Source organism: Arthrobacter zhaoguopingii (assembly GCF_009828595.1).
Lineage (GTDB): Bacteria > Actinomycetota > Actinomycetes > Actinomycetales > Micrococcaceae > Arthrobacter_D > Arthrobacter_D zhaoguopingii.
In genome coordinates this window covers 40328-62148 of the sequence record NZ_WPNY01000015.1, presented here as the reverse complement: position 1 = coordinate 62148, position 21821 = coordinate 40328, and the positions used below count along the sequence as shown (strand labels likewise).

The 21821-nt window shown below is 67.2% G+C and carries 21 protein-coding genes; 11 read left to right on the top strand and 10 right to left on the bottom strand.

Annotation, left to right across the window (positions count from 1 at the left end):
• Positions 1–48: 48 nt before the first annotated feature.
• The 3 genes from GVV86_RS16415 to GVV86_RS16405 all read right to left on the bottom strand — a co-directional run bounded on the left by GVV86_RS16415 (position 49) and on the right by GVV86_RS16405 (position 2447).
• A complete protein-coding gene (locus GVV86_RS16415) occupies positions 49–309 on the bottom strand; it encodes a hypothetical protein (protein WP_159619393.1) in 261 nt (86 codons plus the stop codon).
• Between the two features lie 335 nt (positions 310–644).
• Positions 645–1307: an alpha/beta fold hydrolase gene (locus GVV86_RS16410; RefSeq protein WP_159803414.1), complete on the bottom strand. Its 663-nt coding sequence runs from the start codon at positions 1305–1307 to the stop codon at positions 645–647.
• A 42-nt stretch (positions 1308–1349) separates the two neighbouring features.
• Positions 1350–2447 (bottom strand): phosphotransferase, encoded by a 1098-nt coding sequence (locus tag GVV86_RS16405; RefSeq protein ID WP_246670024.1) that lies wholly within the window; start codon positions 2445–2447, stop codon positions 1350–1352.
• 378 nt (positions 2448–2825) lie between these two features.
• On the opposite strand from GVV86_RS16405, the gene GVV86_RS16400 reads away from it, so the two are divergent.
• From GVV86_RS16400 to GVV86_RS16385, 4 genes are all read left to right on the top strand, one after another.
• Positions 2826–3515, top strand: coding sequence for a CPBP family intramembrane glutamic endopeptidase (locus GVV86_RS16400; protein ID WP_246670022.1), 690 nt, complete (start codon positions 2826–2828; stop codon positions 3513–3515).
• A 343-nt stretch (positions 3516–3858) separates the two neighbouring features.
• Complete coding sequence (locus tag GVV86_RS16395; protein WP_159803411.1) at positions 3859–4179, top strand: hypothetical protein; 321 nt, start codon at positions 3859–3861, stop codon at positions 4177–4179.
• 1 nt (position 4180) lies between these two features.
• A complete protein-coding gene (locus GVV86_RS16390) occupies positions 4181–5362 on the top strand; it encodes a glutathionylspermidine synthase family protein (RefSeq protein ID WP_159803425.1) in 1182 nt (393 codons plus the stop codon).
• A 115-nt stretch (positions 5363–5477) separates the two neighbouring features.
• Positions 5478–5960, top strand: coding sequence for a hypothetical protein (locus tag GVV86_RS16385; protein ID WP_159803410.1), 483 nt, complete (start codon positions 5478–5480; stop codon positions 5958–5960).
• 78 nt (positions 5961–6038) lie between these two features.
• Here GVV86_RS16385 and GVV86_RS16380 read toward each other — a convergent pair whose 3' ends face one another.
• The 5 genes from GVV86_RS16380 to GVV86_RS16360 all read right to left on the bottom strand — a co-directional run bounded on the left by GVV86_RS16380 (position 6039) and on the right by GVV86_RS16360 (position 9299).
• Entirely contained in the window at positions 6039–6779 is a 741-nt protein-coding gene (locus tag GVV86_RS16380; RefSeq protein ID WP_159803409.1) for a M50 family metallopeptidase, read from the bottom strand.
• Between the two features lie 74 nt (positions 6780–6853).
• On the bottom strand, positions 6854–7816 hold the full coding sequence (locus tag GVV86_RS16375; protein WP_159803408.1) for a hypothetical protein: 963 nt from the start codon (positions 7814–7816) through the stop codon (positions 6854–6856).
• 29 nt (positions 7817–7845) lie between these two features.
• Positions 7846–8475, bottom strand: coding sequence for a MerR family transcriptional regulator (locus GVV86_RS16370; RefSeq protein WP_159803407.1), 630 nt, complete (start codon positions 8473–8475; stop codon positions 7846–7848).
• A 69-nt stretch (positions 8476–8544) separates the two neighbouring features.
• On the bottom strand, positions 8545–8916 hold the full coding sequence (locus GVV86_RS16365; protein WP_159803406.1) for a DUF1801 domain-containing protein: 372 nt from the start codon (positions 8914–8916) through the stop codon (positions 8545–8547).
• Positions 8916–9299, bottom strand: coding sequence for a DUF1801 domain-containing protein (locus GVV86_RS16360; RefSeq protein ID WP_201291489.1), 384 nt, complete (start codon positions 9297–9299; stop codon positions 8916–8918). Before GVV86_RS16360 ends, GVV86_RS16365 begins: the two co-directional genes overlap by 1 nt.
• Before the next feature lie 232 nt (positions 9300–9531).
• On the opposite strand from GVV86_RS16360, the gene GVV86_RS16355 reads away from it, so the two are divergent.
• Positions 9532–10215, top strand: a complete 684-nt coding sequence (locus tag GVV86_RS16355) for a hypothetical protein (RefSeq protein ID WP_159803405.1) — start codon at positions 9532–9534, stop codon at positions 10213–10215.
• Between the two features lie 799 nt (positions 10216–11014).
• Positions 11015–12283 (top strand): hypothetical protein, encoded by a 1269-nt coding sequence (locus GVV86_RS16345; RefSeq protein WP_159803404.1) that lies wholly within the window; start codon positions 11015–11017, stop codon positions 12281–12283.
• Positions 12284–12323: 40 nt separating this feature from the next.
• Here GVV86_RS16345 and GVV86_RS16340 read toward each other — a convergent pair whose 3' ends face one another.
• Positions 12324–13031 carry an SOS response-associated peptidase gene (locus tag GVV86_RS16340; RefSeq protein WP_159803403.1) on the bottom strand — a complete coding sequence of 236 codons (708 nt, stop codon included), beginning with the start codon at positions 13029–13031 and terminating at the stop codon, positions 12324–12326.
• A 155-nt stretch (positions 13032–13186) separates the two neighbouring features.
• Here GVV86_RS16340 and GVV86_RS16335 point away from each other — a divergent pair, with 155 nt between their 5' ends.
• From GVV86_RS16335 to GVV86_RS16325, 3 genes are all read left to right on the top strand, one after another.
• Positions 13187–14182 carry a GmrSD restriction endonuclease domain-containing protein gene (locus GVV86_RS16335; protein WP_159803402.1) on the top strand — a complete coding sequence of 332 codons (996 nt, stop codon included), beginning with the start codon at positions 13187–13189 and terminating at the stop codon, positions 14180–14182.
• Between the two features lie 416 nt (positions 14183–14598).
• The gene (locus GVV86_RS16330; RefSeq protein WP_159803401.1) at positions 14599–14946 is read left to right on the top strand and encodes a hypothetical protein; all 348 of its coding nucleotides are present in this window, start codon (positions 14599–14601) and stop codon (positions 14944–14946) included.
• A 74-nt stretch (positions 14947–15020) separates the two neighbouring features.
• Positions 15021–17597, top strand: a complete 2577-nt coding sequence (locus GVV86_RS16325) for an AMP-binding protein (protein ID WP_159803400.1) — start codon at positions 15021–15023, stop codon at positions 17595–17597.
• A 3-nt stretch (positions 17598–17600) separates the two neighbouring features.
• Here GVV86_RS16325 and GVV86_RS16320 read toward each other — a convergent pair whose 3' ends face one another.
• Complete coding sequence (locus GVV86_RS16320; protein WP_159803399.1) at positions 17601–18431, bottom strand: DUF1684 domain-containing protein; 831 nt, start codon at positions 18429–18431, stop codon at positions 17601–17603.
• Positions 18432–18581: 150 nt separating this feature from the next.
• On the opposite strand from GVV86_RS16320, the gene GVV86_RS16315 reads away from it, so the two are divergent.
• Positions 18582–19031, top strand: a complete 450-nt coding sequence (locus tag GVV86_RS16315; protein ID WP_201291488.1) for a nuclear transport factor 2 family protein — start codon at positions 18582–18584, stop codon at positions 19029–19031.
• A 223-nt stretch (positions 19032–19254) separates the two neighbouring features.
• A complete protein-coding gene (locus tag GVV86_RS16310; protein WP_159803398.1) occupies positions 19255–21588 on the top strand; it encodes a coiled-coil domain-containing protein in 2334 nt (777 codons plus the stop codon).
• The last annotated feature ends 233 nt before the right edge of the window (positions 21589–21821 follow it).

Here is a 21821-nt window from a genome sequence, read left to right as displayed (position 1 = left end):
CGGGCCCTACCGTCCGCAGCCGAGGCTTGCTCGGGTGGAGGGCGTAGGTTACTGGCGCAGCGACCAGCGGTCGGTGTGGCGCCGGTGGGCAAGCCGCCTTGGCAGTTCGCGGACGGCCCAGAACGCAACGGCGACCGAAGCGATCAATAGTAAGAACATCAGGTAGAGCCCGATCAGTTCCGCCAACGGGGAGCGGAATCCGTTCAGCACCCTCAGGCCGCCGAACGCTCCGGCGGTCCAAAAGATCAGCACGCCCGCGAGCGCGCCGGCGGACGGAAGAAGGTCACGGTTATTATTCAGCCACTGCATTCGGCGTTCCTCAAGATACGGTCCCCACCACAGGTTCCATTGTCCGGATGGGCGCCGTTTTCTCCGCCTCGGGCGCGTATTGGCTTCGTCACATTGCGAAGGACGACTCGATGTGTTGTGGGGCAGTGGGCCATTAGGGGCGTAATTAGGGCTTGGGATTCCCGGTGCGGGAGGGCCGCTGCCGGGTGGAGCGGCCGGGGGACCGCACGGGGCGGGGTCAGCATCCGATTGCGTCCCGGGTGCCCGAAAACGACGGCGGCGCCCGATTTATCGGGTGCGTTTGTCGCAATCGGGTATGCCGGTCGGGCTCAGGGGACAGGGGACAGGGGACAGCATTACGGTCTGCCAGCCAACCGCACAGCGAAGTCAACCAATGCGGCGGCGACTGCATCCGGATGGCTCAGGGCGGCATAGTGTCCGCCGTCGATCTCAACCGGCTCGATCCCCAGCCGCTCGCGCACCTGGCGCCTCATAAAAGAGGCCGGGAAGAGGTTGTCCTCCCGGCACAGGATGGCCAGAGTGGGCACCGCGGGGTGCCGGTCCGCCGGCCACGGCCCCGACATCCAGCCGCCCTGCTGATCCCGCTCACGCGCCCGTGCTTCGCGGGCAAGAGGTTCAGGGACGCCGTTGAAGTAGAGAACCTCGGGGTCGTCATCAATGCTCTCCTGGTCGTGCCCCGTATTCGCCCACCAGTCGGCGAAGCTCTCACCGGGAAGCGGGATCATTCCGGCGAGATACGCGAGGCCTCCGGCGTCGAGATGTTCACAGGCCAAAGGAGCGATGAAGCCACCGAGGGAATGCCCGACGACGATGACGTGCCGCGCGGCCGGCACGGCGGCGGCGATGACCTCGAGATACTGCTCGAGCCCAGCATCGGCGTCCTCGATCGGCAGATCCACGGAAACGGCGTCGTGGCCCGCGCTCTCAAGAAGGGGAGCAACCAGATGCCAGTCCCACGCAGTGGAGCCGCCGCCGTGGAGGAGCACGAAGGTCGCCATAGGGTTCCCCTTTCAGCCAGGAGGTAGGTTCAGCGTCCTCGATCAGGACACCGAGGAGGCGGCCAGCTCCGCGATGAGGAAACGTGCCATATCGGCCCGCGCCGCGATCAGTCGGTGCAGGTGCTCGGAGTCCGGCCCGTCCAGCTCAGGGGGGAACAGCGCCGAGAGCCCGCTGACGATCGCGGTGGAGATGGCGAATCCCCTCCGTACCAGTTCCCGCGGGAGCGGCGCCCCTTCGTCGTGCAGCCCCCACAGATAGGCATCGAGCGAACGGGGTGCGAGCTCAGCCAAAGCCGATCCGGGAAGCAGCCCTTCATTGACGAGTCCGGTCAGCAGTTGGCCGAGGTCGAAGCCGGCCGGGGCGGTGCCGAAGCTGCCCCAGTCGATGGCCACGACGCCGTCGCGGCACTGCAGGAGGTTCTGGGGGCAGGCGTCGCCGTGTGCGCGGGTGCGGGGGAGGGCCGACAGTTCCGACAGGAGGGCGGGAAGCTGCCCGGTCAACGCGATCAAGTCCTCCTCGAGGCGGTCATCCACACGGCCTTCGAAAGCGGGGTGGGAACGGAATGTCCCTGAACGAAGCCGCGGAATGAAGATGTGTTCGCCCGGCCCTAGGACGTAATCGGCGATGTCGCGATAGTTCCCGCGGGGTGCCTCCGCTGCGCCGGCGAGACGGCCGAGCAGGTATGCCGTCCGGGCGAAACGGTCGGGGTCCCACTCAGCGTGCGGGTCTTGCCGAACGTCCTCCATCCAGATGGCCGTGCTCTCCTCGTCAATCTCCTCGATCTGGTGCACCCTGGGCAGCCGCAGTCCGTCGGGTAGGTAGTGTCCCAGGCGGCCGGCATAGACCTCGGCCTCGGTGCGCCAGGGATAGTGTTCGACGACGAATCCCCGCAGCTCTTCAGGGATCTGCTCAATCCCCGCCCAGCGCAGCGGAGTGTGGATCACCTTGAGGACTGATGAGAAGGCGTGTCGGTCCTCTCCCTCGCCCGCCGTGCCCTCCAGTCGCCACAGCCCGGCGGTCGTCATGTTCGACAGCGGGACGCCGAGGGGAACCAGTACATGGTCGCTGACAGGAAGCGGGTGGCCCGCGCCAACTGCCGACCCAGCCACCTTCGCCAAAGTTTCAGGGGACGGCTGCATGTTCTGCACAGGGACATTGTCCCGCCCGGCCTGACGGCGGACAAGGCCGTCGGTCGCGCTGCGGCTCACGCGGCGGCGCGGGACGGTGGCCGCGGCCTGAGGAAATCGGGAGTACTCTCAGGCGCATGGTGATCAGCGACGACGACGGCCCTGCCAGCGGCGTCCCCTTGACCCTGCACGACGTTTGGGCCGTTTTGACTGCTGCCGTGCTTGTCGCACGGCTCACCCGGCCGCTGCATAGAAGCTCGTGGCGGGCAGCCCGCCCGCCTGCGGCATGATGGCGTGATGGGGAAAAGAATGGACCACGATGAAAGCCCGCATCTAGGTGCCGGTGGCTCGGGTGCCCGTTCGCTGGGTCGAATGCAGGGGGCTCCGGGAGTGACCCTGAGGCAGGCCGGCTGGGCGCTGCTGTTCGTGGTGATCTATGCCGCTGCTTTCTTTGCTGCCGTGCTGGCGGCGGGGCTGCTGGGCCTCATCGACTCCGTTACAGCCGTTGTGGTTATCAGCCTCTGCGGCGTGACCGCCGTAATCATCCTTGCCTTGTACCTCCATCTCTTCCGGCGGAACCGCCTGAGTCTTGGCGATCTAGGGTTCAGGCGCCCGACGCGCAGGATGTTCCATCTGCTCTGGCAGATCCCCGGCTCGATGCTGGCCGCCGGAGCGCTGCAGGGGCTCTTCCTCTCAGCCCTTGCACCCCTTGGTGTGGATACCTCATCGGCTGGCTCGTCCGATGACCCCCTTTCCGAGGTCATCACCGGGGTGCCCGCCCCGGTGTTTGTCATCGCATTTCTCGTCATCGCCGTCCTCACTCCGCTGTGGGAGGAGGTGCTGTTCCGGGGCGCCTTCCTCAGCGGTTTCCTGCGGCGGTTTCGACCTTTCACGGCCATCGTGCTTTCGGCTGCTCTTTTCGCCGCGGTCCACCTCGTGCTGCTGACCTTCGTCTATCTCTTCGCGCTCGGAGTGGCCCTGGCCCTCCTTCAACGGTTCCACCGGAACCTTTGGGCGCCCGTCCTGCTCCACGCGGCCAACAATGCGGTGGTCACGCTGGTGGCATTTTCGGTTGCCTAGGGTGAGGGGCCACCGCCGGCACAGCCATTCTGGTGGAGGGCTCCTGCTGGTGGGTTACAGTACTTTGCAAACGTCATCGACAGGATCCTGGTCCAGGGGTCGGCTTGGGCCAGCACCCCGCCGATCTATTAGGCCGCCTCCATTGCCGCTGATCGGACGCCCCGTGCGTACCACCAGGCCCGGATCCATCCATCATCCCAGCGAGCGAGAGCCGACCATGACCGATATCCAAGGCCCATCAGCGGGGAATCGGAATCGAAGCCGCCGCAGTGCGTCCCTTTCCATTGGTGTGACGGCGCTTCTTGCAAGCGCCGTGCTTACCGGATGCTCACCCTCGGGCGAAGTGATCGACGCCGACTACGCCCAGGTCTGCCAGGACCGCACCACCCAGGAGCGGGTCGAGGACAGCAAGTGCAGCGAGGAAGGCCGGTCCTCCGGCGTCTACGGGTGGTACTTCTTCGCCATGGGGGCGCGTAGCGCGGCCATCAGCAGGTCCGTTCCTCCCGTCGGGTCGCAGCTTGCCGGCGGCGTCACCACGGTTCCGGCGGGCGCTTCAACCAGGAGCGGCCTGCCCGCCTCGGGGTCGTCGGCGGTAAGCCGGGGCGGTTTTGGCGACAGCGCCAAGTCGGGCAGCGGCGGCCGCTCGGGAAGCATGGGTGGCTGAGGTGGAACGCATCCCCTCCGTCCCGCGCCCCGACTGCAAACAGAAGATCGAAAGCCAGGGCCTCGTCTTTTCGACGACGGTCCTGCCCGATGGTTCCACTATCGAGTACTGGAACGAGAGCGCCTTCTACCGGTTCGACCTTGCCGAAGTCGAAATGCTCGAAAAGGTCACCGAGGAACTGCATGGCATGAGCATCGAGGCCGCCCGTTACCTCGCAACCGGAGCAATGGGCACCATCGGCATCAGTCCGGAAGCCCTGAAGCTGGCAGCAAGCTCCCTTGCCCGCAGCGAACCCGCCGTCTACGGGCGCTTCGACTTCGCCTACGACGGCGTGAACCCGCCCAAGATGCTCGAATACAACGCCGATACGCCCACCGGACTGATCGAAGCGTCGATCGCGCAGTGGTACTGGCTGCAGGACGTGATGCCCCACAAGGACCAGTGGAACGGCATCCACGAAGCCCTTGTCCGGGCGTGGGAAAAGCAGCGCGGGGGCCTCGACGGCGCAAGGCTGCACGTGGCCCACACCGAAGTCGAAGAGTCAGGCGAAGACTGGATGACCGCCGCATACATGCTCGATGTCGCCAACCAGGCAGGGTGGGAGACCGTCGGCATCAACATGAGCGACATCGGCTGGAACGCCTGCACCAAGCGGTTCGTCGACCTCGATGAGAACGTTATCAGCAGCATCTTCAAGCTGTATCCGTGGGAACACATGATGAAGGAGGACTTCGGAAGGAACATCCGCGAATGGCCGGTGATGACCCGATGGTATGAACCAGCGTGGAAAATGTTCCTCTCGAACAAGGCGCTCCTTGCCGCCCTCTGGCATCTCTACCCCGGGCACCCCAACCTCCTGCCGTCCTACCTGGACAGTCCCCACGGGCTGGAGGAATGGGTAGCCAAACCTCTTCACGGACGCGAAGGGGACAATATTCGCGTCCATGCCAAGGGAGTCGAACTCGAGCAGCCAGGAGACTACGGCGCCGAAGGTTGGTGCTACCAGGCCTGGAGCCCCCTGCCCGACTTCGACGGTAATCACCCGGTCCTCGGATCCTGGATTGTCGATGGAGAAGCGGTCGGTGTCGGCATCCGCGAATCGGACGGGTACATCACCGACTACTTCTGCCGCTTCGTCCCCAATGTCATCGATGCCCCCGCCCCGGTCCTTGGCGCGGAGTGATGGCGAAACCCGAAAAATCCTGTCCCGCCCGCCCGTGATAATTCCGGCGCTGCCGTCGCGACAGAAATCCACCTCTATGGAAGGATGACGGCAGTCATCGATATGGGGGATGGAAATGGGTGCATCGATTTTGGGGAAACAGGCGGCCGCCGCGGGGTTGGGGCTGGCTCTTCTGCTGGGCGGATGTGCTGGTAACGCCGCACGGCCGGGTGACGGCGACCTTCCTGCGTTTGCCTCCATCGAGGAGGCACGGGAAGCGATCGGCGAAGTGATGCCCTGTGGGGCGGATCCGCTGGCCGAGCCGACAGCGAATATGATCGCCGGTTTCACGCCGGAATATGCCATGTGCTCGGAGAATGTCCAGGTCGAGTTTTACGCCACCGAGGATGACCGTGAGGCCTCCGCCAAGGCTTACTCGAACTCCGGGGGCACTTCCTACACCCGAATTCCGGTGAACCTTGTCGAAGGCAAGAACTGGTTCGTCCTCGATCTTTCAGAGGCCCGCGGCGCGGGTTCCCAAGAGGGCGAGCTGAAAAGGCTGGCCGAAGAACTTGATGCCCGCTTCACGCAGGTGGAGGGCGTGGAATCGAGTTCCTGACCGACCGGGTGGGCCGTCCCGCGCGGAGACCGTAGGGAAATTGCTCTGATGGGCCAGCCAGGTGCAGGTGCCTACCGGCTAGAGCGCTGCCACCACTCTCCCGACGGCACGCCAGGCGAGGAACCAGGAACCGCCGATCACCGCCGCGAACAGGAACAGCCACACGGCGGAGGGGACGACCGTGCGCCGGGAGAGCAGGTACGCGTCCGAGGTCTCAAGCCGGTGCCGGTGCCGGACATGCACCAGAGTGACATTAAGCAGGTCGCGTACCGCGCCCACCAGAAGGGCCACCCCGAGGCCGACGACGAGGTGCCCGGTGAACACCGGTGGGACGAAGAGCATCAGCCCGACGACGGCGGCGATCGTGCCCAGGAGGATGAACACGCCCCCGGCGTTCCGAATGAAAAGGACGGTCGACACAAGGACGAGGGTTCCGGCCGACATCGCGGCCGGCCCCCACCCGGTAAGACCGGCCCAGACGAGGCCGGCCCCAACCACCGCCGGAACGGGGTACCCCCAGAACCCGGACCACACCGTCCGGAGCCCGGTCCGGCCGAAGGAGGTGGTTCTGCCGGAGTGGTCGAGCCCCAGGGTGATGCCGGTAATCCTGTGCCCCACCATCAGGGCGGAAAACGCGTGCCCGAGCTCGTGCACGACCGTCGACACCAGGCCGAACCATCGCCAGGTGGCTCTCGGAACCGAAAGCGCTGCCGCTCCGGCAAGGATGAGTGCCAGTTCGATCGACGTCACGGCCGGAGCCTCACCCTGCGCGAAGGTGCCCAGAAACCATTCACCGAAGGTGCTCAACCGCCCGCCCATCTACTCGTCCCGGTCAGCCTAACGCCTGTCGGCGGGGGAATTGGACGGTGGGGTATCAGACGGCGGACCGACACTCAGGTGGTTTGGGCCCTGGAGGGGCGACCGGCCCGAAGGACCAGTGCGATTGCCGCTGCCGCTGCAACAAACAGCCCCATGCTGGCGGCGGCGGTCACCGGACCCGGTTGGACAATCGATTCACCGGCGAGGGCCTGAAGTGTGAGCACCACGAGCATCCCGGCGTACAGCAGCGACAGGACGATGACGATACCCATCCGAACCACCTCAGGCCGGAGCGCCGGAAGCCTGCGGGCAGCCCATGCCAGCGCGAGCGCGGCGATCGGCAGCAGCTGCAGGGCGTGCATTCCCACAAAGTGCGGGACCCGCAGGTCGCCGCCCACGGTGCTCCATCCCAGCAGGAACAGCCCGGGACCGCCGTCGGGCACCCCGACGGTGTGGGCTCCGGCGACCCCCTGGAAGTCCTCGAGCTGGGCGCTGGTCGGTGAGGTCATGAAGTACGCAACACCCATGCCGGCCAGGCCGAGGACGACCCCGGCGCGGACCGCCCACGAGACCGCGCGGTCGCCGAGCCGGCTGAGGGCCAGGAGGACGCCGACGATCAATGTGGCAAGCCAGACCACCACGATCGAAAGGGCCATCACGCCCCACAGGGTGGCGTGAAGCGGAGTCGAGACGTTGAAGTGGCTCGTGGTACCGAACAGCACAGCGCCGACAATGACCACCATTTCAATGCCAAGGGCGGCGGCCGCCACGGTGGCCACCCACCAGGCAAGTCTCCGTCCGCGGGTGAGAAGGCCCGTGAGCCAGGCGAGGGTGAGGGCGTAGATGAAAATCGAGAGGGCGAACTTCAGCGGTTTGGCCCACGCCGGAGCGCCCGTGATTTCGCGGGGATCGAAGATCAGGCCGAGCAGGCTGATGACGGCAAGCAGGGCCATGGCCCCGGCGAGGAGAAGCAGCGGACGGTGCCACGTCAGCGAGGCACGGGTTGGACGCTGGGAATCCGGGATGAGCAGTTCCATGATGTCTCCAAGGTGATCAGGGAGATGCGTTAGGGAGCGGTTTCGGTGCTCCCGGAGGGGTAGCGCTGGCTGGAAAAGTGCTCCTGCGCAGCGCGTCGAAGGGCGGCGAGGAGGGCATCGCCGAGCACGGTGCCGATTACGACGGTCTCGGCTTTGGCCAGCCGGCCCTCCCGGCGGTCAATCAGGTCGATGTCGGCTTCGCCGATGATTTCGGCCGCTTTGCGGTAGCTTTCCCGCCACGCACCGTCGGCCTCGAGCCCGGCCTCGGCCATGGCCCGGAGTGTTTGCGCCACTCCGAAACGGCCGGGGCCGTCGTGGTAGGTCAGGCCGGCGAGAAAATCATCGGCACGGGCAAGATCGGCGTCGCTGAGATCGGTTCCGTCGACGTCGGGCGAGGCGGCGCGCTGGGCGAGGCCGAAGGTCCAGTTCAGCGGCAGGTCGGAGTCGATGGCGTCTAGGACGGTTTTGGCCGAAGCGACGGAGAGCCCGCCCACCTGGGTGAGCGTGCGGATGATCCCGAGGCGCCGCACATGGGCTTCCGAGTAGGTCGCCTGATTGGCATGGGTCTTGGCCCCCGGTGGAAGGAGGCCCTCGCGCAGGTACAGCTTGATCGTGGGCTGGGAGACACCACTGGCGACACTCAGCTGCGAGATCTTCATAATGGATAGTCTAAGTATCTATAGTGGTAGTGTCCATATTTTTCGGCACCGAATCGGCTGGCCCGCGCTTTACTTGGCGGTACCGTGAAGGGCTTCGCCCAGAAGTATCGCGGAGTCAAGGAACTCCACGATTCTGCTTTTCGTCCCATCGTCCCGCGCCGAAATGGGAAGGGACCGCACCTGGCGGCCGTCGCCGATGAGGGAACCGTCCGGGTCGGGCAGCAGGGCGCCCTGCTCGAAGGTCAGCAGCAGGCCCGTCGGCCGCGGAAACAGGCCGCAGACGTATCCGGCTCCGGCATGGACGAACCCGATGGCCTGCCACCCCTGGTACACCCGCTGCTCAAGCCCCGGAGCCGCCTCGAGCAGCACGCCGCGGACCCAGAGCGCCAGCTCGGCGGCGTCGGGGTGGTGCTGGCGGAGATAGTCCGCGGCGGAGTCCACTACACCCTCATCCAGCGGTCGACGAGCCTCAGGAAGTCTTCCCGCTTCTTCTCGGCGTCGTCGGCGCTGGCGAAGGATACGGTTCCCCGGTCCCGAGCCAGCCATTGCACCAGTCCCGACTCATCGGCGAACTGGAAGCCCGCGACGTCTGCGCGCACTTTCGCGCCCCGGTGCAGGACAATCTGGAGGCGATCCGTCGGGCGGAGGTTCATGGTCACCCGGTCCGTTCCCGCGAAACCGAAACTTGGCGCCTTCCACTTAATCTGCTCGGTGATGCCGGGATCAAGAGCGAGGATCTCCGACCGAAGCACCCCGATGACCTCCTTGAAGGGGTGGCGAAGATCGCGCAGAAAGGCTGTCACGGCCGGTGATTGGTTCTCCATCGTCGTCCTCATCTCCAGACGGTACGTCGCTCCAGCGGAGGGCGTGTAGCGCAGCCTCGTGGCGGCGTGGCGCGCAACCATTCTCGCCCCACCTGCCGCCGGGCGGTAGGCCTGGGACCGTGGTGCCACCCCGGCTATCAGGACGGCACCTCGGCCCTATGCCGCGGCGTCCGGCACTTCCTAGTCTCGAAGAGGAAGCCCAGCCGGGCTCCCGACGAGAAAGGAACCTCCGATGACTTCTCCCTATCTCACCCGCTGGGTCGGCGCCGGACTGATCGCCCTGCCCGTCTCCGCGTTGGTGACCGCCTTGTCCACGCTCAAACCCCAGCCAGACCAGGAGAAGGACCCCCAGGCGTGGGCGGAATTCGTCACTACGCCGACATACCTGACCAGTCACCTGATCGGCAGCACGGGCGGCACCATCCTGGGGATCTTCGGATTCCTCGCCCTGGGTATTTACCTGGCCGGCGGGAGGGCTGCCCGGATCGCGGTGCCCGCAATGGTCATCGCGGTCTTCGCCCAGACCCTGCTGCTGGTGCCTTCGGTGATTTCAACGTTCGTCACGCCGGCAGTAGGCCACGCCTACCTGGCGGGGATACCGGAGGTCATGGAGCTTGAATTCCCTGCTTCAATGATGGCCACGTTCTTGCTCGGCCTCCTGCTCGCCTTCGCCGGGCAGGTGCTCCTCGGGGTAGCCGTGTGGCGCTCGACCGTCCTCCCCAAGTGGGCCGGGGCCCTGTGGATCGCCGCCACGGTGATCTTCTACCCGCTGGGGGTCGTGCTCGGGATGGTGACCACCGGCAGCAGCCTGCCCACCCAGCCGGTCGGCGCCCTCCTTGCGGCCGTTGCCGGCGGCTGGATTGCCTGGACCGCTGTGCATGGTCCTCGACAGCAAGGCCGGCATCCGCGTGGATGAGGCCTGCCGGGTCGACCCGTGGGCGTTGGGCCCTGGGCGGAGGGCTTTCCCTCCGGGAAACCCCGCCAGGAGCGCTGCGGCGACGCGTCTTCGCCGCCGGCACCGAAGACGACCTGCGGCATCCGAAGCGGCTGAAGATTCTCGCCATCGTCGCTGCTCACCTCAGACCCGGCCACCACCGGCAGATCGGCGTAGGGGCCGCGGGTCATTGCTGCCTCCTCGATTGATCGGGAACTAGGAGTGCTCGTCTACGGGGCTGCCCGGTTCCGGCTGCCCGGTCCGTCGATGGCGGTCCGGCCGGACTGCGGGCCGCCATCCTCACAGTGCCGCAATCCCGGCTGAATGCCCCTCGTCCACGGCCTATTTGACGCGCTGCTGCGGCGCGGCACCGGCACCGGCATGCCGGTGCCGGTGGCTAACCGTCCGGCTTCCGGCAGGCGCGGTGAGTCATCGGCGTGATTCGGGACCGATAACCATTTGGCCACAGGATCTACCGGTAACTTTTCGGCTACCCGTGAATCCGATACGCTCCGGTGATCAGGTTTAACACGGGGGGAATTGGGATGACAAAATCATCGTTTGGCGTGGAAACTTCACCGCCGACCGCTTTGAGTGGGTAATTACTTTCCCGCACTGCCCTTCCTGGAACAGCCCGGCGGCTAACCGCCTGCGGCACACGGAAGCGGCCCTTCCGCAACGAACCTCCGCTGACTCCAGTGCTCTGCCCGCGTGTTTTGTCGCGCGCCCCGGCGGTGCTCCCTGCGGTAATTCCTCCCCCCACTTTGCGCACAAGGAATCTATGAACACACGATCCGCAGGGCTGCGGACCATCGCCGCGGTACTTGCCGCAGCCGGCATACTGGGCGGCGGCCTCCTCGTACAGGCACCCCCGGCGCAGGCCGACATCCGGGAGGCCGTCCAGGAGACGAACCCCTGCGAACGCTTGAACTCAGGCCAGGTGCTGTATCCGGGGTACGGAGCAACTAGGGTCACCTTCGCGACCACGGCCCACCGAAGCAGCAGTGATGCCCTGGTCACCACCTGCGTGAGGTCGGGTCCGCGCTACGTGCAGGACTGGCAGAACCCCGGAAATGTGGGGCGCAATGGGTTTCGAGCCCCCGGTATTCCAAGCGGCCACACGGCGGCGGAGTATTCCCCGACGGGTTCCTACTCGGTCACCGAAGGCTTTGGGCTGTGGAACCCGGGCACCCGGCTCCGGTTCCGGATTCTTAACAGTCTGTCCCGCTGGGGCGGCGGGGGAGAGTATTCGGCCGATTACAACAGATATTTCGAATCGAGCTCCCATGACTTCCCCGACGAAGACATGTGGGAGTTCGCGACGCGCGCGACCGGAGATTACCGGCAGGGCGTGGTCCTGAATTACAACAGGCTCCCGGATTCTCCCATCCGGGAGGGCGCGGGATTCGCAATTTTTATGCATTCGAATCCGGCGCCGACGGCGGGATGCATTGCACTGCCTGAGGCTCTGGTTACCCGCTACCTCAAGGATGCGGTGCCCGGCGACCGGGTGATCATGGGCGCGGTGGGTGATGTCTTCACCCCCTACTCCGCCGCCCCGACCGGTCCGATCACCAGCAAGTTCACGGTGGCCGGCGGGCGGGTGGCGTTGGGCGGGCCCGTGGGCAATGAGGTCACGGGGTTGACGCGTGGCGGAAGGTCCCAGGATTTCGAGCGAGGGACCATCCGGTGGTCACCGGACGGCGGAGCGCACGTCATCCGGGGTGCGATCCGGGGTGCCTATGACCGGGCGGGCCGGGAGCAGGGAGCTCTGGGGTATCCCACGTCGGATGAGACGGGCGGAAACGGCGGGGTTTTCCAGACCTTCGAGGGCGGGGCGGTCTACTACTCCCGTGCGACCGGAGCCCGGATCTCCACGGGCCTGGTCCACGACCTCTATCTGGAAGCGGAGGCCCGGGCGGGCCGGCTGGGCTATCCGACGTCCAATCCCACTCCAATTCGAGGCGGAGTTCGGCAGGCCTTTCAGGGCGGGTCGATCACCTGGTCCCTAACCTCAGGGATCCGGGTGGAACGGCTGCCTGCCCGGTAGCTTCACGGGGCAACAGGGAACGGGCAGGCGGCGGGCGGGGCTATTCGGCCGGTTCGATGAGGTGCGGCCCGTCATTGCGGACCGATCCCACGTCCTTGCCCACGACGCGGGGGACCAGGACGGGTTCCGGGATCGCGTCGATCAGTGCCAGGACGTCCTGCTTCGCGGTGACCGCCGGATCGAGCCAGTCCGAATGGAGGTCCTTCGGGACGATCAGCGGGGAGCGGTCGTGGATGTGCCCGAGGCTGTCGGTGGCGTCGGTGGTCAGGATGGTCGCCGTGGTCAGCCACTTCTCCGGATCTCCGTCCGCCTTCTGAGGATCCGGCCAGAACTCATACAGGGCGGCGAAGGCGATCAGGTCGTCCTCCCGCTCGGGGTGGAGGTAGGTGGGAGTCTTCGTTCCGTCGGGATTCTTCTGCCATTCGTAGTACCCATTAGCGGGAACCAGGGCCCGGCGTTTGGCGGCCGCGGTGCGGAAGGAGGGCTTGTCGAGGACCGATTCGGCGCGGGCATTGATCATCCGGGCGCCGATCTTGGGGTCCTTCGCCCACACGGGGACAAGGCCCCAGCGGGCAATGTCGAGCCGGCGGGTCAGGGTGCCATCGCTGAGCCGTTCCGAGACGAAGGGGATCCCGGTCATCGGGGCAACGTTCCAGGACGGGTTCATTTCGTCCTCGAACGACTCGTCCACATTGAACGCATCGAGCATTGCCGCCTTGTTTCCCGCGATCACGAAACGTCCGCACATGCTGCCATTGTGCCGCACTCCCCGCCCGGAGTCCGCTTCCTTCCGCGGGCGTCGGGACCGAACCGTTAGCCGTACGGCGGGCCGCCGATGAGCGGGCGTGCCCGGACGGTAGGGTCGAGGCTGAGCAATTCCGCACCACCACACCCCTGGGAACCATGCACCTTTGCACCACGAGAGCCGCCGTCCTGCTCGGGGCCGCCCTGGCCGCCGGGGTCGTCGGCTGCTCGCCCGCCCTGCAGGGCGCCCCGGCGCCCGTGCCGTCGGTGGCTCCCGCCCCGTCGACCGCCCCGACGGTCGAGGTGCCGGACGAACCCGCAGCTCCTGTCCCGGACGCGTCGATGCCGGCCGCCCCGGCGCCGCCGGCCGGGACGGCGCTCGCCGGCCTCGAAGCGCTCGCCGTCAAGGGGCGGGCGCCGAAAACCGGATACGAGCGGGAGAAGTTCGGGCCGGCCTGGGCCGACGTCGATCGGAACGGCTGCGATACCCGCAACGACATCCTTGCCAAGGACCTCTCGGAGGAAACCTTCAAACCCGGCACCCGGAACTGCGTGGTGCAGGCCGGTGTCCTGAAGGACCCGTACACGGCGGTGAGCGTATCGTTCGTCAAGGGCGGGGACGCCCTTGTCGACATCGATCATGTCGTCGCGCTGGGCAATGCCTGGGAGACGGGCGCCCAGCAGCTTTCGGACCAGGACCGGCTGCGCTTCGCCAATGACCCGCTGAACCTCCTCGCCGTCGACGGCCCGGCCAACCGGCAGAAGGGGGACGCCGATGCCGCGACCTGGCTGCCGCCGAACACGTCGTACCGGTGCGACTACGTGGCCCGGCAGACCGCGGTCAAGCTCAAGTACCGTCTGTGGGTGACGGCCGCCGAACGAGGCGCCATCGAGCGGATTCTCAGGTCCTGCCCGGGCCAGCCGCTTCCCGGCGCGACCACCGCTCCGCCCGCCGGCGCCCCGGCCGGGACGCCCGGGGAAATCCCGCCCACGGGCGGACCGGGGGGACGGGAGAGCGTGCCGCCAACCGGGGAGGTGACCTACGGGAACTGCTCGGACGTCGAGGCGGCCGGCGCCGCGCCGATCACTCCGGCGGATCCGGGGTGGGCTGCCTCGTTCGACCGGGACGGCGACGGTATTGGGTGCCAGTCCTAGGCCGGTTCCGAACGATTAGCGCGCTTTCAGCCCCTCCGGACACGCCCACGGTTGCCGTTTTTCGAATTGCGTGCGACGCGGAAATTGCATGTTACGCTCCGGTAATGTCGCCAACTTTATCGGCCGACTAATGCGCCACAGACGCATTAAAGGGACGTGGAGCCGGGGCCTGCGAGGGCAGGTCGGCCGCCGAACAGCGAGGGTCTCACCATGCCATGTGCACACCACGGGTTCGCCCCTGTCGCGGCGGACGCCGCACAAACCGGCCTTCGGGCCGCCCGCTCCACACGCTTGAGGCGCACCGCGTGAGTGCAGCTCCAGGCTACGGTCCCGGGTCCGGAGCCCTTTCGGGCCGGAACGCGCTTCGGTATCGAAGCGGCGCTGAGCGCGACCCCGAAAAGTGGACGGGGAACCTCGTGGATTGCGATGCGGGCATCGCGAAGGCCAATTTTCCAGCCCAGGGAGCCTCCGGCAGCCCTTCCCTTCTCGACGTGGTGCTTGATACCGCCGACCCCGGCCCGGACGAGCTGCTTTCGGCGATCAAGGGGCTGGCGGCAGAGCTCGATTACTGCATCGTCCGCCTCGCGCAGTCTTCATCGGCAGGAATTGCCGACCGGGACCTGCGGGTTGCCAACAGTTCGGCGGCGGAGTGGGTGCGGCGGACCCTCGAGGACATCATTGCCACCTCCGCGGGAATCCGCTTCGCGGGCCGGGATCAGGTTCAGTCCTCCCCGGCGAGGGAAGGCCTTTCCGCAGCCGGCTGAACGGGCCGGTCCGGCCCCGGCGACCGACGCGGTGCCATTTTTACTTAGGTAACCCTTCCTCATAAGGTTACGCAGTGACCTCCAACCTGTTCCTCACGCGTGCCTCCTTCGCCGCCGATCTCGCCCACCACGGGGACCGCCCTGCTGTGCTGATCGATGGTTCGACCCTCAGCTACCGTGAACTGGCCGGCCGCGTTGAGGCCTTCGCCGCCCGCCTGGGCGCCCAGCGGCGGTTGGTGGCGCTCGCGGCCGCCAACGATCTCGATTCGCTTATCGCCTACCTCGCGGCGCTCACCGCCGGCCACCCCCTCATCCTCGTTCCTGCCGACAAGCCGGCCGCCCTCGAATCCATCGTGGCGGCGTACGACCCCGACGTCGTCCTGCGCTCCGGCGATTTCCTCTCCTTCGAGGAGCGGCGCCCCGGCACTGCGCATGAGCTGCACCCCGAGCTTGCCCTGCTGGTCAGCACCTCCGGCTCAACCGGTTCCCCCAAACTGGTGAGGCTCTCCCACGAGAACCTCCAGTCCAACGCCGAGGCGATTGCCGGGTACCTTGCGATCGGGCCCGAGGACCGTGCCGCGACGACGCTTCCCCTGTCCTACTGCTACGGACTGTCGGTGATCAACAGCCACCTGCTGCAGGGGGCGGGCCTGGTGCTGACAGACCTGTCCGTCGTCGACCCCTGCTTCTGGGAGCTGGTCCGCACCCACGGGGTGAGCTCCTTCGCAGCTGTGCCCTACACCTTCGAACTCCTTGAACGGGTGGGGTTCGCCGACCTTGAGCTTCCTTCCCTGCGGTACATCACCCAGGCCGGGGGGCGGCTCGCGCCCGAGCAGGTGCGCCGGTACGCCGCGCTCGGCGCTGAGCGCGGCTGGGACCTGTTCGTCATGTACGGCGCCACGGAGGCCACCGCCCGGATGGCCTACCTCCCTCCGGATCTGGCGACCGCGCACCCGGGCACCATCGGCGTCGCGGTGCCGGGCGGAGCCTTCCGCATCGACCTGGTGCCCGGGCTCGACGACGGCGAACTCGTGTACACCGGCCCGAACGTCATGCTCGGCTACGCCGAGGCGCCGGCCGACCTGGCGCTGGGCCGGACGGTTCAGGAACTGCGCACCGGGGATCTGGCGCGCCGGCACCCCAACGGCCTGTACGAGGTGGTGGGGAGGCGCAGCCGGTTCCTCAAGATCGTCGGACTGCGGGTCGACCTCGGCCAGGTTGAGCGGATTCTCGACGGCCTCGGCGTGCGGGCGATCAGTACCGGCACCGATGAGCGGCTCGTGGTCGCGATCGAGGGCGGAGCCGATGTGCGCCTGCTCGGCAAGGTCCTCGCCCAGCAGCTGGGCCTGCCCCGGGCCGCCGTCCAGGTCCACGGCGTCGACCGGCTCCCGCGCCTGTCCAGCGGCAAACCCGACTACCAGGCCGTGCTCGCCTTGGCCGCAACACGGGCAGGGGCGGTGTCCGAGGAAGCCCCCGCCGGGGATGGCCCGGAGGACCTGCGGAGGATCTACGCGGAACACCTTGAGTGCGGCGCCGTCCGGGACGATGACACCTTTGTCTCCCTCGGCGGGGATTCGTTGTCCTATGTGGCGCTGTCGGTGCGGCTCGAAAAGGTCCTTGGCTCCCTTCCGGCCGACTGGCACCTGATGCGGGTCGGGGACCTCGCTCGGCCGGCCCGGAAGGCGCGCCCGGCCCGGCGCTTCCTCGCCCCGCTCGAAACGAGCATCGTCCTGCGGGCCGTCGCCATCATCTTCATCATCAGCACCCACGTGGGCCTGTTCACGTGGCCGGGTACCGCCCACGTGCTGATGGCCGTGGCCGGTTACAACTTCGCCCGGTTTCAGCTCGCGGGGGAGGGGGTTGCCCGCCTGAGGCGCCAGGTACGGAGCCTCGGACGGATCGTGGTGCCGAGCGTGGCCTTTATCGCTTTCGCCTACCTGGTGACCGACCGGTACTCCCTGGCGAACATCGCGCTCCTGAACTCGCTGATCGGGCCCCGGCACGTGACCGCGGAGTGGCAATTCTGGTTCGTCGAAGTGCTCGTGTATGTCCTGATCTTCCTGTTGGCGCTCCTCGCGGTTCCGTGGGTGGACCGGGCCGAGCGGGGCGCACCGTTTGTCTTCCCGCTCGCTCTGACCGCCCTCGGCATGCTGGGCCGCTACGACATCCCGCACATCAGCGTGCCGCACACCGCACCCGTGCTATGGCTTGTTGGCCTGGGGTGGTTGATGGCCCGGTCGCGGACCGCCCTCCAGCGGTCAGTGGTGACGGCCATTGCGGCGCTAAGCGTGCCCGGCTTCTTCGACGACGCCGCCCGGGAAGCGACCCTGCTCGGAGGGCTCCTGCTGCTGGCCTGGCTTCCTGCCATCCCGCTCCCGCGCGGGCTCCACCGGCCGGTCGGGGTGCTCGCCAGTTCCTCGCTGTACGCGTACCTCACCCACTGGCTGGTTTTTCCCCTGCTGGAGCCGTTCAGCCCTGCGCTCGCGGTGGGCGCCTCGTTGGTTGCCGGCGTGTCGTACTGGGCGCTGACACAACGCGTCGCCGGCGTCGCCGGTCGGATAAGGGCCCGCCGCGCACGGCAGACTCTCAAGGTCCCCGCAACGGAAACGGCGTCCGCCCGCCACGGGGTGGACGCCGTCCGGCCGGGATGACCCTCAGCCGGCAGGCTGGATGTCGAAGGCCTTTTCTCCGGCCTCGATCTTCACATCAAGGCTGTTGTTCCTCACCGGCATGGCGCAGGTGCCGTAGGGGGTGAAGGCGCTTGGATAGTTGATCGCACGGTTGAAATCGAGGACCACTGTGCCGTCGGGGCGGGGCCGGCCGGTCTCCACCTTCCGCCAGTCGTCCGTCGTTGCGCCGTTGGTCTTGTCGTGGAACGTGACGGTCAGGCCGCCGAGTTTCCCTTCCTCGGCCTGCAGTCGATACTCGTGGTCGATGCCGGGAAGCCGGAACACGAGCTCACCGGCGCTGCGGTGCACCCCGTCCACGAGTGGGTTGGCGGTTCCGATCGGCATCTCGACCGGCTCCGGGTAACGCTCGAAGCGGGCAAGGACGGCGAGTTCCGGGCTGTAGTCGAACGTTGGAACTCCCTCAAACTCGGTGAACACCGGGGAGAGCGAATCGCGGGTGCGGATGGCATACTTGTTGCCGCGGACGGCAAGCTCGACCACCACGCGCCGTCCATCCTCGCCGCCGAAGGCGACCCACATGAGCGATTCCTCATTGTCGAGGCTGGCGGTGACGGTTCCTTCGACGGGGTCGCCCGTCTCTCCAAGAATCAACCCGTCGGCGGCAGCGGCCGTCAGGACCGCCTTCGTGCCGTCCGTCGACCACAGCCCAGGAACCAGCTCCATCGGGGAGGGCTCGGCCGGGAGCCACTGCAGCGACGTGAGCGTCAGCCAGCCGTGCTCCTTGGCCAGAGCGGTGTTCCGGCTGTTGCGAAATCGAAGCCATCGCTCCAGCTGGGCTTTTTCGGGGGTGCTCATACTTCCTCCAGGGATAGGTGACTACCTTCTATCAACCGCATGCCGGGGTCGGGAATTCCCCGTACGCAGGCGGGAGGCGGTCCCCGGGTGCTGCGTCCAGGCGGCATCGACCTCTGGCTGTTCACGGCCGTCCGGCGTAGCATGACCGCCATGGCTGAGCCTGAAATCGGGACTCTCATCCGGCGGGCGATGGACACCGGTGACGCATCGATGATGCGCGAGGCGTTCCTGCGCCTGGTCGGCGGTGGTCATGACTCGCTCTCGCCCGAGGCCGAATACGAACTGCGGCATCCCGATTACGTCATGGAAATGCCGCAGTCCGGGGAACGGATCCGCGGGCGGGACGCCATGCGCTCCATGGAGGAGCAGTTCCCCGCGCCGCCCGACATCACCGTCCGGCGGGTCACCGGCACCGGGACGGTCTGGGTGATCGAGGGAGTCAACGATTACGGCGGTGGAGAGCTCTGGAACGTCGTCGTGATCCTCGAGTTCGACGGGCAGGGCCGGATCCTGCGCGACACCCGCTACTACGCCAAGCCCTTCGACCCTCCCGCCTGGCGGGCCGGCCTCGTGGAGCAGATGGGTGAGTCGAGCCAATAGCGTCCGGATCGCCGGCCGCCTCCCGGCACGCCGGTGTCCGCACCGCCCCGGCACCCGGGTGAAGCTGCTGTGCATTCCCCGCGAAAGGCCAGCAGGTAGTTCAGCGCCCGCTGACCAAGTAGTCCTAACGGCTTTCGAGTAGTCGGTACTGTGTCCCGACGCAACCAATGTCCATAGATTCCTTGAGGCAACCAAATCATGTTTTTCGGTCTCAGGAGTAATCATGCGCGACTCAAACGCGACATCCGTCCTCGCCCGCCGTGTTGCAAGCGCAGTGATCCTGCCCGGCATCCTCGCAAGCGTGCTGGTGTTCGCCCCGCAGGCCTCGGCCACGACCGGCCCGACATCGGGCATCTGCAACGGGGTGGTCAACCAGCAGGCGCACCGCGGGGGCGTGCAGGAAAACCTGCTCCGGGCCGCAGCCAAGAAGAACGCGGAGCAGATCTCCAAGCTGCAGGCCGAGCGGACCGCGCTCCAGGCGACCGCCACCTCCCTCACCACCCAGATCGCTGATGCGGAGAAGGCGATCGCCGCCCTCGACGCCGAGGCCGCGCAGCTGGACATCGATGTGAAGGACGCCGAGGCGGAACTCGCAACGCTGACGGCGGACCAGGCGAGTGCCGCCACGTCGATCGAGGAAGCCAAGACGGCGCTGACCGACCTCAACGTGCAGCAGGCCGACACCATTGCGAAACTCGCGCCCCTTCAGGAACAGCTGACCGCCGCGCAGGCCGACTCCGAGAGCCTGGCGAAGCAGGCCGCAGACGTGGACGCAGACCTGGCGGCCCACCAGGAAGTGCTGAACACCGCCACCGGGGAGCTGGCCCTGCTTGACGCAGCGGCCGCCAACACCTCAGGTGCCCTGGCCGCGCAGAACGACGCGGTCGCCGCCGCCGAGACCGCGCTTGTTTCGCTGACCACGACTGCGGAGGATGCCGCCGCCGCGGTGACCGCCGCTGAGCAGGCCGTCTCCGGATCCGAGGTCGAGCTTCAGCGCCTCGTCGACTCCGGTATTGCCGCGCAGGCCGAGCTCGATGCCCAGGCGGTCCGGATCGAGGAGGCGAAGACACTCCTCGCCGCACGCCACGCCGATGCCCAGAAGGCTGCGGATGCCGTCACCGCGAAGAACGCCGAGATCACCACCGCACAGGGCGAACTTGGCGTACTTCAGGCCGATGCCATGAAGGCTGCGGACGCCGTCGCCGCGAAGCACACGCAGATCGCTGCCGCCCAGAATCAGCTCCCGTCCCTGAATGCCGACGCGACCAAGGCCGCCGACGCCGTCGCTGCCAACGCCGCAGCCGTCACCTCGATCAACGGGCAGATCACGACGCTGCAGAATGACATTGCGGCTCTGGGCACCACGATCTCGACGAAGCAGGCCCAGCTCTCGGCGGCTCAGGCCGATCGGGCGGCGCTGCAGACCCGGCAGACCCAGCTGCAGAACGACATCAGCGCCCTCAACGCCGAGATCGACGCCATCAAGGGCAATGGCAAGAAGAAGGAGGAGCTGATCGCGCTTCGTAACACCAAGCAGGCCGAGCTCACCTCCGTGACGAACCAGATCACCCAGAAGTCCGGCACCATTGCCGGCCTTTCGGGCGACCTCACTACCCTGCAGAACCAGGTCAACGCACTCAACGCCCAGCTCGTTGCGAAGCAGGGCGAAAGCAGCGCCCTGCAGCGCCAGGCTGCCCCGCTGCAGGCCGCGCTGACCGCGGCGCAGGGCGCGGTTGCCACCAAGGAGGCTGAGATCCTGGGCCTCCAAGGCCAGCTGCCCGCCCTTGGAACGGCGCTGACCGAGGCCAACGCCGCGGTGGCCACGAAGCAGGGAGAACTGACTGCCCTCCAGGGGAAGCTGCCGGCCCTCGAGGACGCCGCAGCCGCAGCCGCCGGTGCGGTGGGCGCCCAGGAGAAGGTTGTCGCCGACCTCGAAGCCGGCCTGCCGGCCCTCACCGAGGGTGTTGCGGAGGCCGAGGCGGCCATCACCGCCGAGCGGGCGGTGCTCGAGGAACTGCAGGGTAACCTTGCGGACGCCGAGGACGCGCGCGCAGCTGCGGAGGCGGCCGTGGACGCCAAGAACGCGGAGCTGACGGGCCTGCAGGATCGGCTGCCGGCACTGCAGGCAGCCGCCGACAGCGCGGCCGCGGCTGCCGCTGCCACGCGGGTCGAAATCACCAAGCTTAACGCCGATGTGGACAAGCTGGTGGCGGATCTCTCCGCGCTGAACGGGCAGATCGCTGCCAAGGAGGCCGCGGTCCTCGGGCTGCAGAACCAGGTGGCGCCGCTGCTGACCCAGCTCAATAGCCTCAACGGGGAAATCAGCGCTACGGAAGCGGCCCTCAAAACCCTCCAGGGCCAGCTGACCACCCTCGACAAGCAGGTCACCGACGCCCAGGCGGTCCTTCGGAACCTTGAGGCGCAGAAGAAGACAAACAAGGCGGCCGTCGCCGCGCAGAAGGCCACGGTCCTCTCGCTTGAAGACCAGCTCGGAGCCGTCCAGCTCAAGATCCGCTCCATCGACGGCCAGATCGCCCTCGGCGGCTGCGTGGCCTGATACCAGGGCAGCACTCAACTGAAGAAGGCCGCTGTCGGATCCATCGATCCGGCAGCGGCCTTCTTCGAGTGTCTCCCGTCGTGCCGTGCAGGGTCCGGGCAGGGCAGGCGGGCGGCCCGGGCCCGCTAGCATCAACCCGGCCATCATGCTCGGTGCGGTGCGTCCAACAAAATTCTTGACCCTCTTTCCGCGGCCGTGGAACGCTACCAACCAGCCCTCGAACTGCCCTGAAA

Coding starts and splice junctions, on each gene's coding strand:
- GVV86_RS16380 (WP_159803409.1), bottom strand. CDS start 6,779: ATGGGCGGGCGGTTGAGCACCTTCGGTGAATGGTTTCTGGGCACCTTC.
- GVV86_RS16385 (WP_159803410.1), top strand. CDS start 5,478: ATGGGTGCATCGATTTTGGGGAAACAGGCGGCCGCCGCGGGGTTGGGG.
- GVV86_RS16370 (WP_159803407.1), bottom strand. CDS start 8,475: ATGAAGATCTCGCAGCTGAGTGTCGCCAGTGGTGTCTCCCAGCCCACG.
- GVV86_RS16320 (WP_159803399.1), bottom strand. CDS start 18,431: ATGAGCACCCCCGAAAAAGCCCAGCTGGAGCGATGGCTTCGATTTCGC.
- GVV86_RS16410 (WP_159803414.1), bottom strand. CDS start 1,307: ATGGCGACCTTCGTGCTCCTCCACGGCGGCGGCTCCACTGCGTGGGAC.
- GVV86_RS16310 (WP_159803398.1), top strand. CDS start 19,255: ATGCGCGACTCAAACGCGACATCCGTCCTCGCCCGCCGTGTTGCAAGC.
- GVV86_RS16360 (WP_201291489.1), bottom strand. CDS start 9,299: ATGGAGAACCAATCACCGGCCGTGACAGCCTTTCTGCGCGATCTTCGC.
- GVV86_RS16415 (WP_159619393.1), bottom strand. CDS start 309: ATGCAGTGGCTGAATAATAACCGTGACCTTCTTCCGTCCGCCGGCGCG.
- GVV86_RS16315 (WP_201291488.1), top strand. CDS start 18,582: ATGGCTGAGCCTGAAATCGGGACTCTCATCCGGCGGGCGATGGACACC.
- GVV86_RS16405 (WP_246670024.1), bottom strand. CDS start 2,447: ATGCAGCCGTCCCCTGAAACTTTGGCGAAGGTGGCTGGGTCGGCAGTT.
- GVV86_RS16355 (WP_159803405.1), top strand. CDS start 9,532: ATGACTTCTCCCTATCTCACCCGCTGGGTCGGCGCCGGACTGATCGCC.
- GVV86_RS16335 (WP_159803402.1), top strand. CDS start 13,187: ATGCACCTTTGCACCACGAGAGCCGCCGTCCTGCTCGGGGCCGCCCTG.
- GVV86_RS16375 (WP_159803408.1), bottom strand. CDS start 7,816: ATGGAACTGCTCATCCCGGATTCCCAGCGTCCAACCCGTGCCTCGCTG.
- GVV86_RS16340 (WP_159803403.1), bottom strand. CDS start 13,031: ATGTGCGGACGTTTCGTGATCGCGGGAAACAAGGCGGCAATGCTCGAT.
- GVV86_RS16345 (WP_159803404.1), top strand. CDS start 11,015: ATGAACACACGATCCGCAGGGCTGCGGACCATCGCCGCGGTACTTGCC.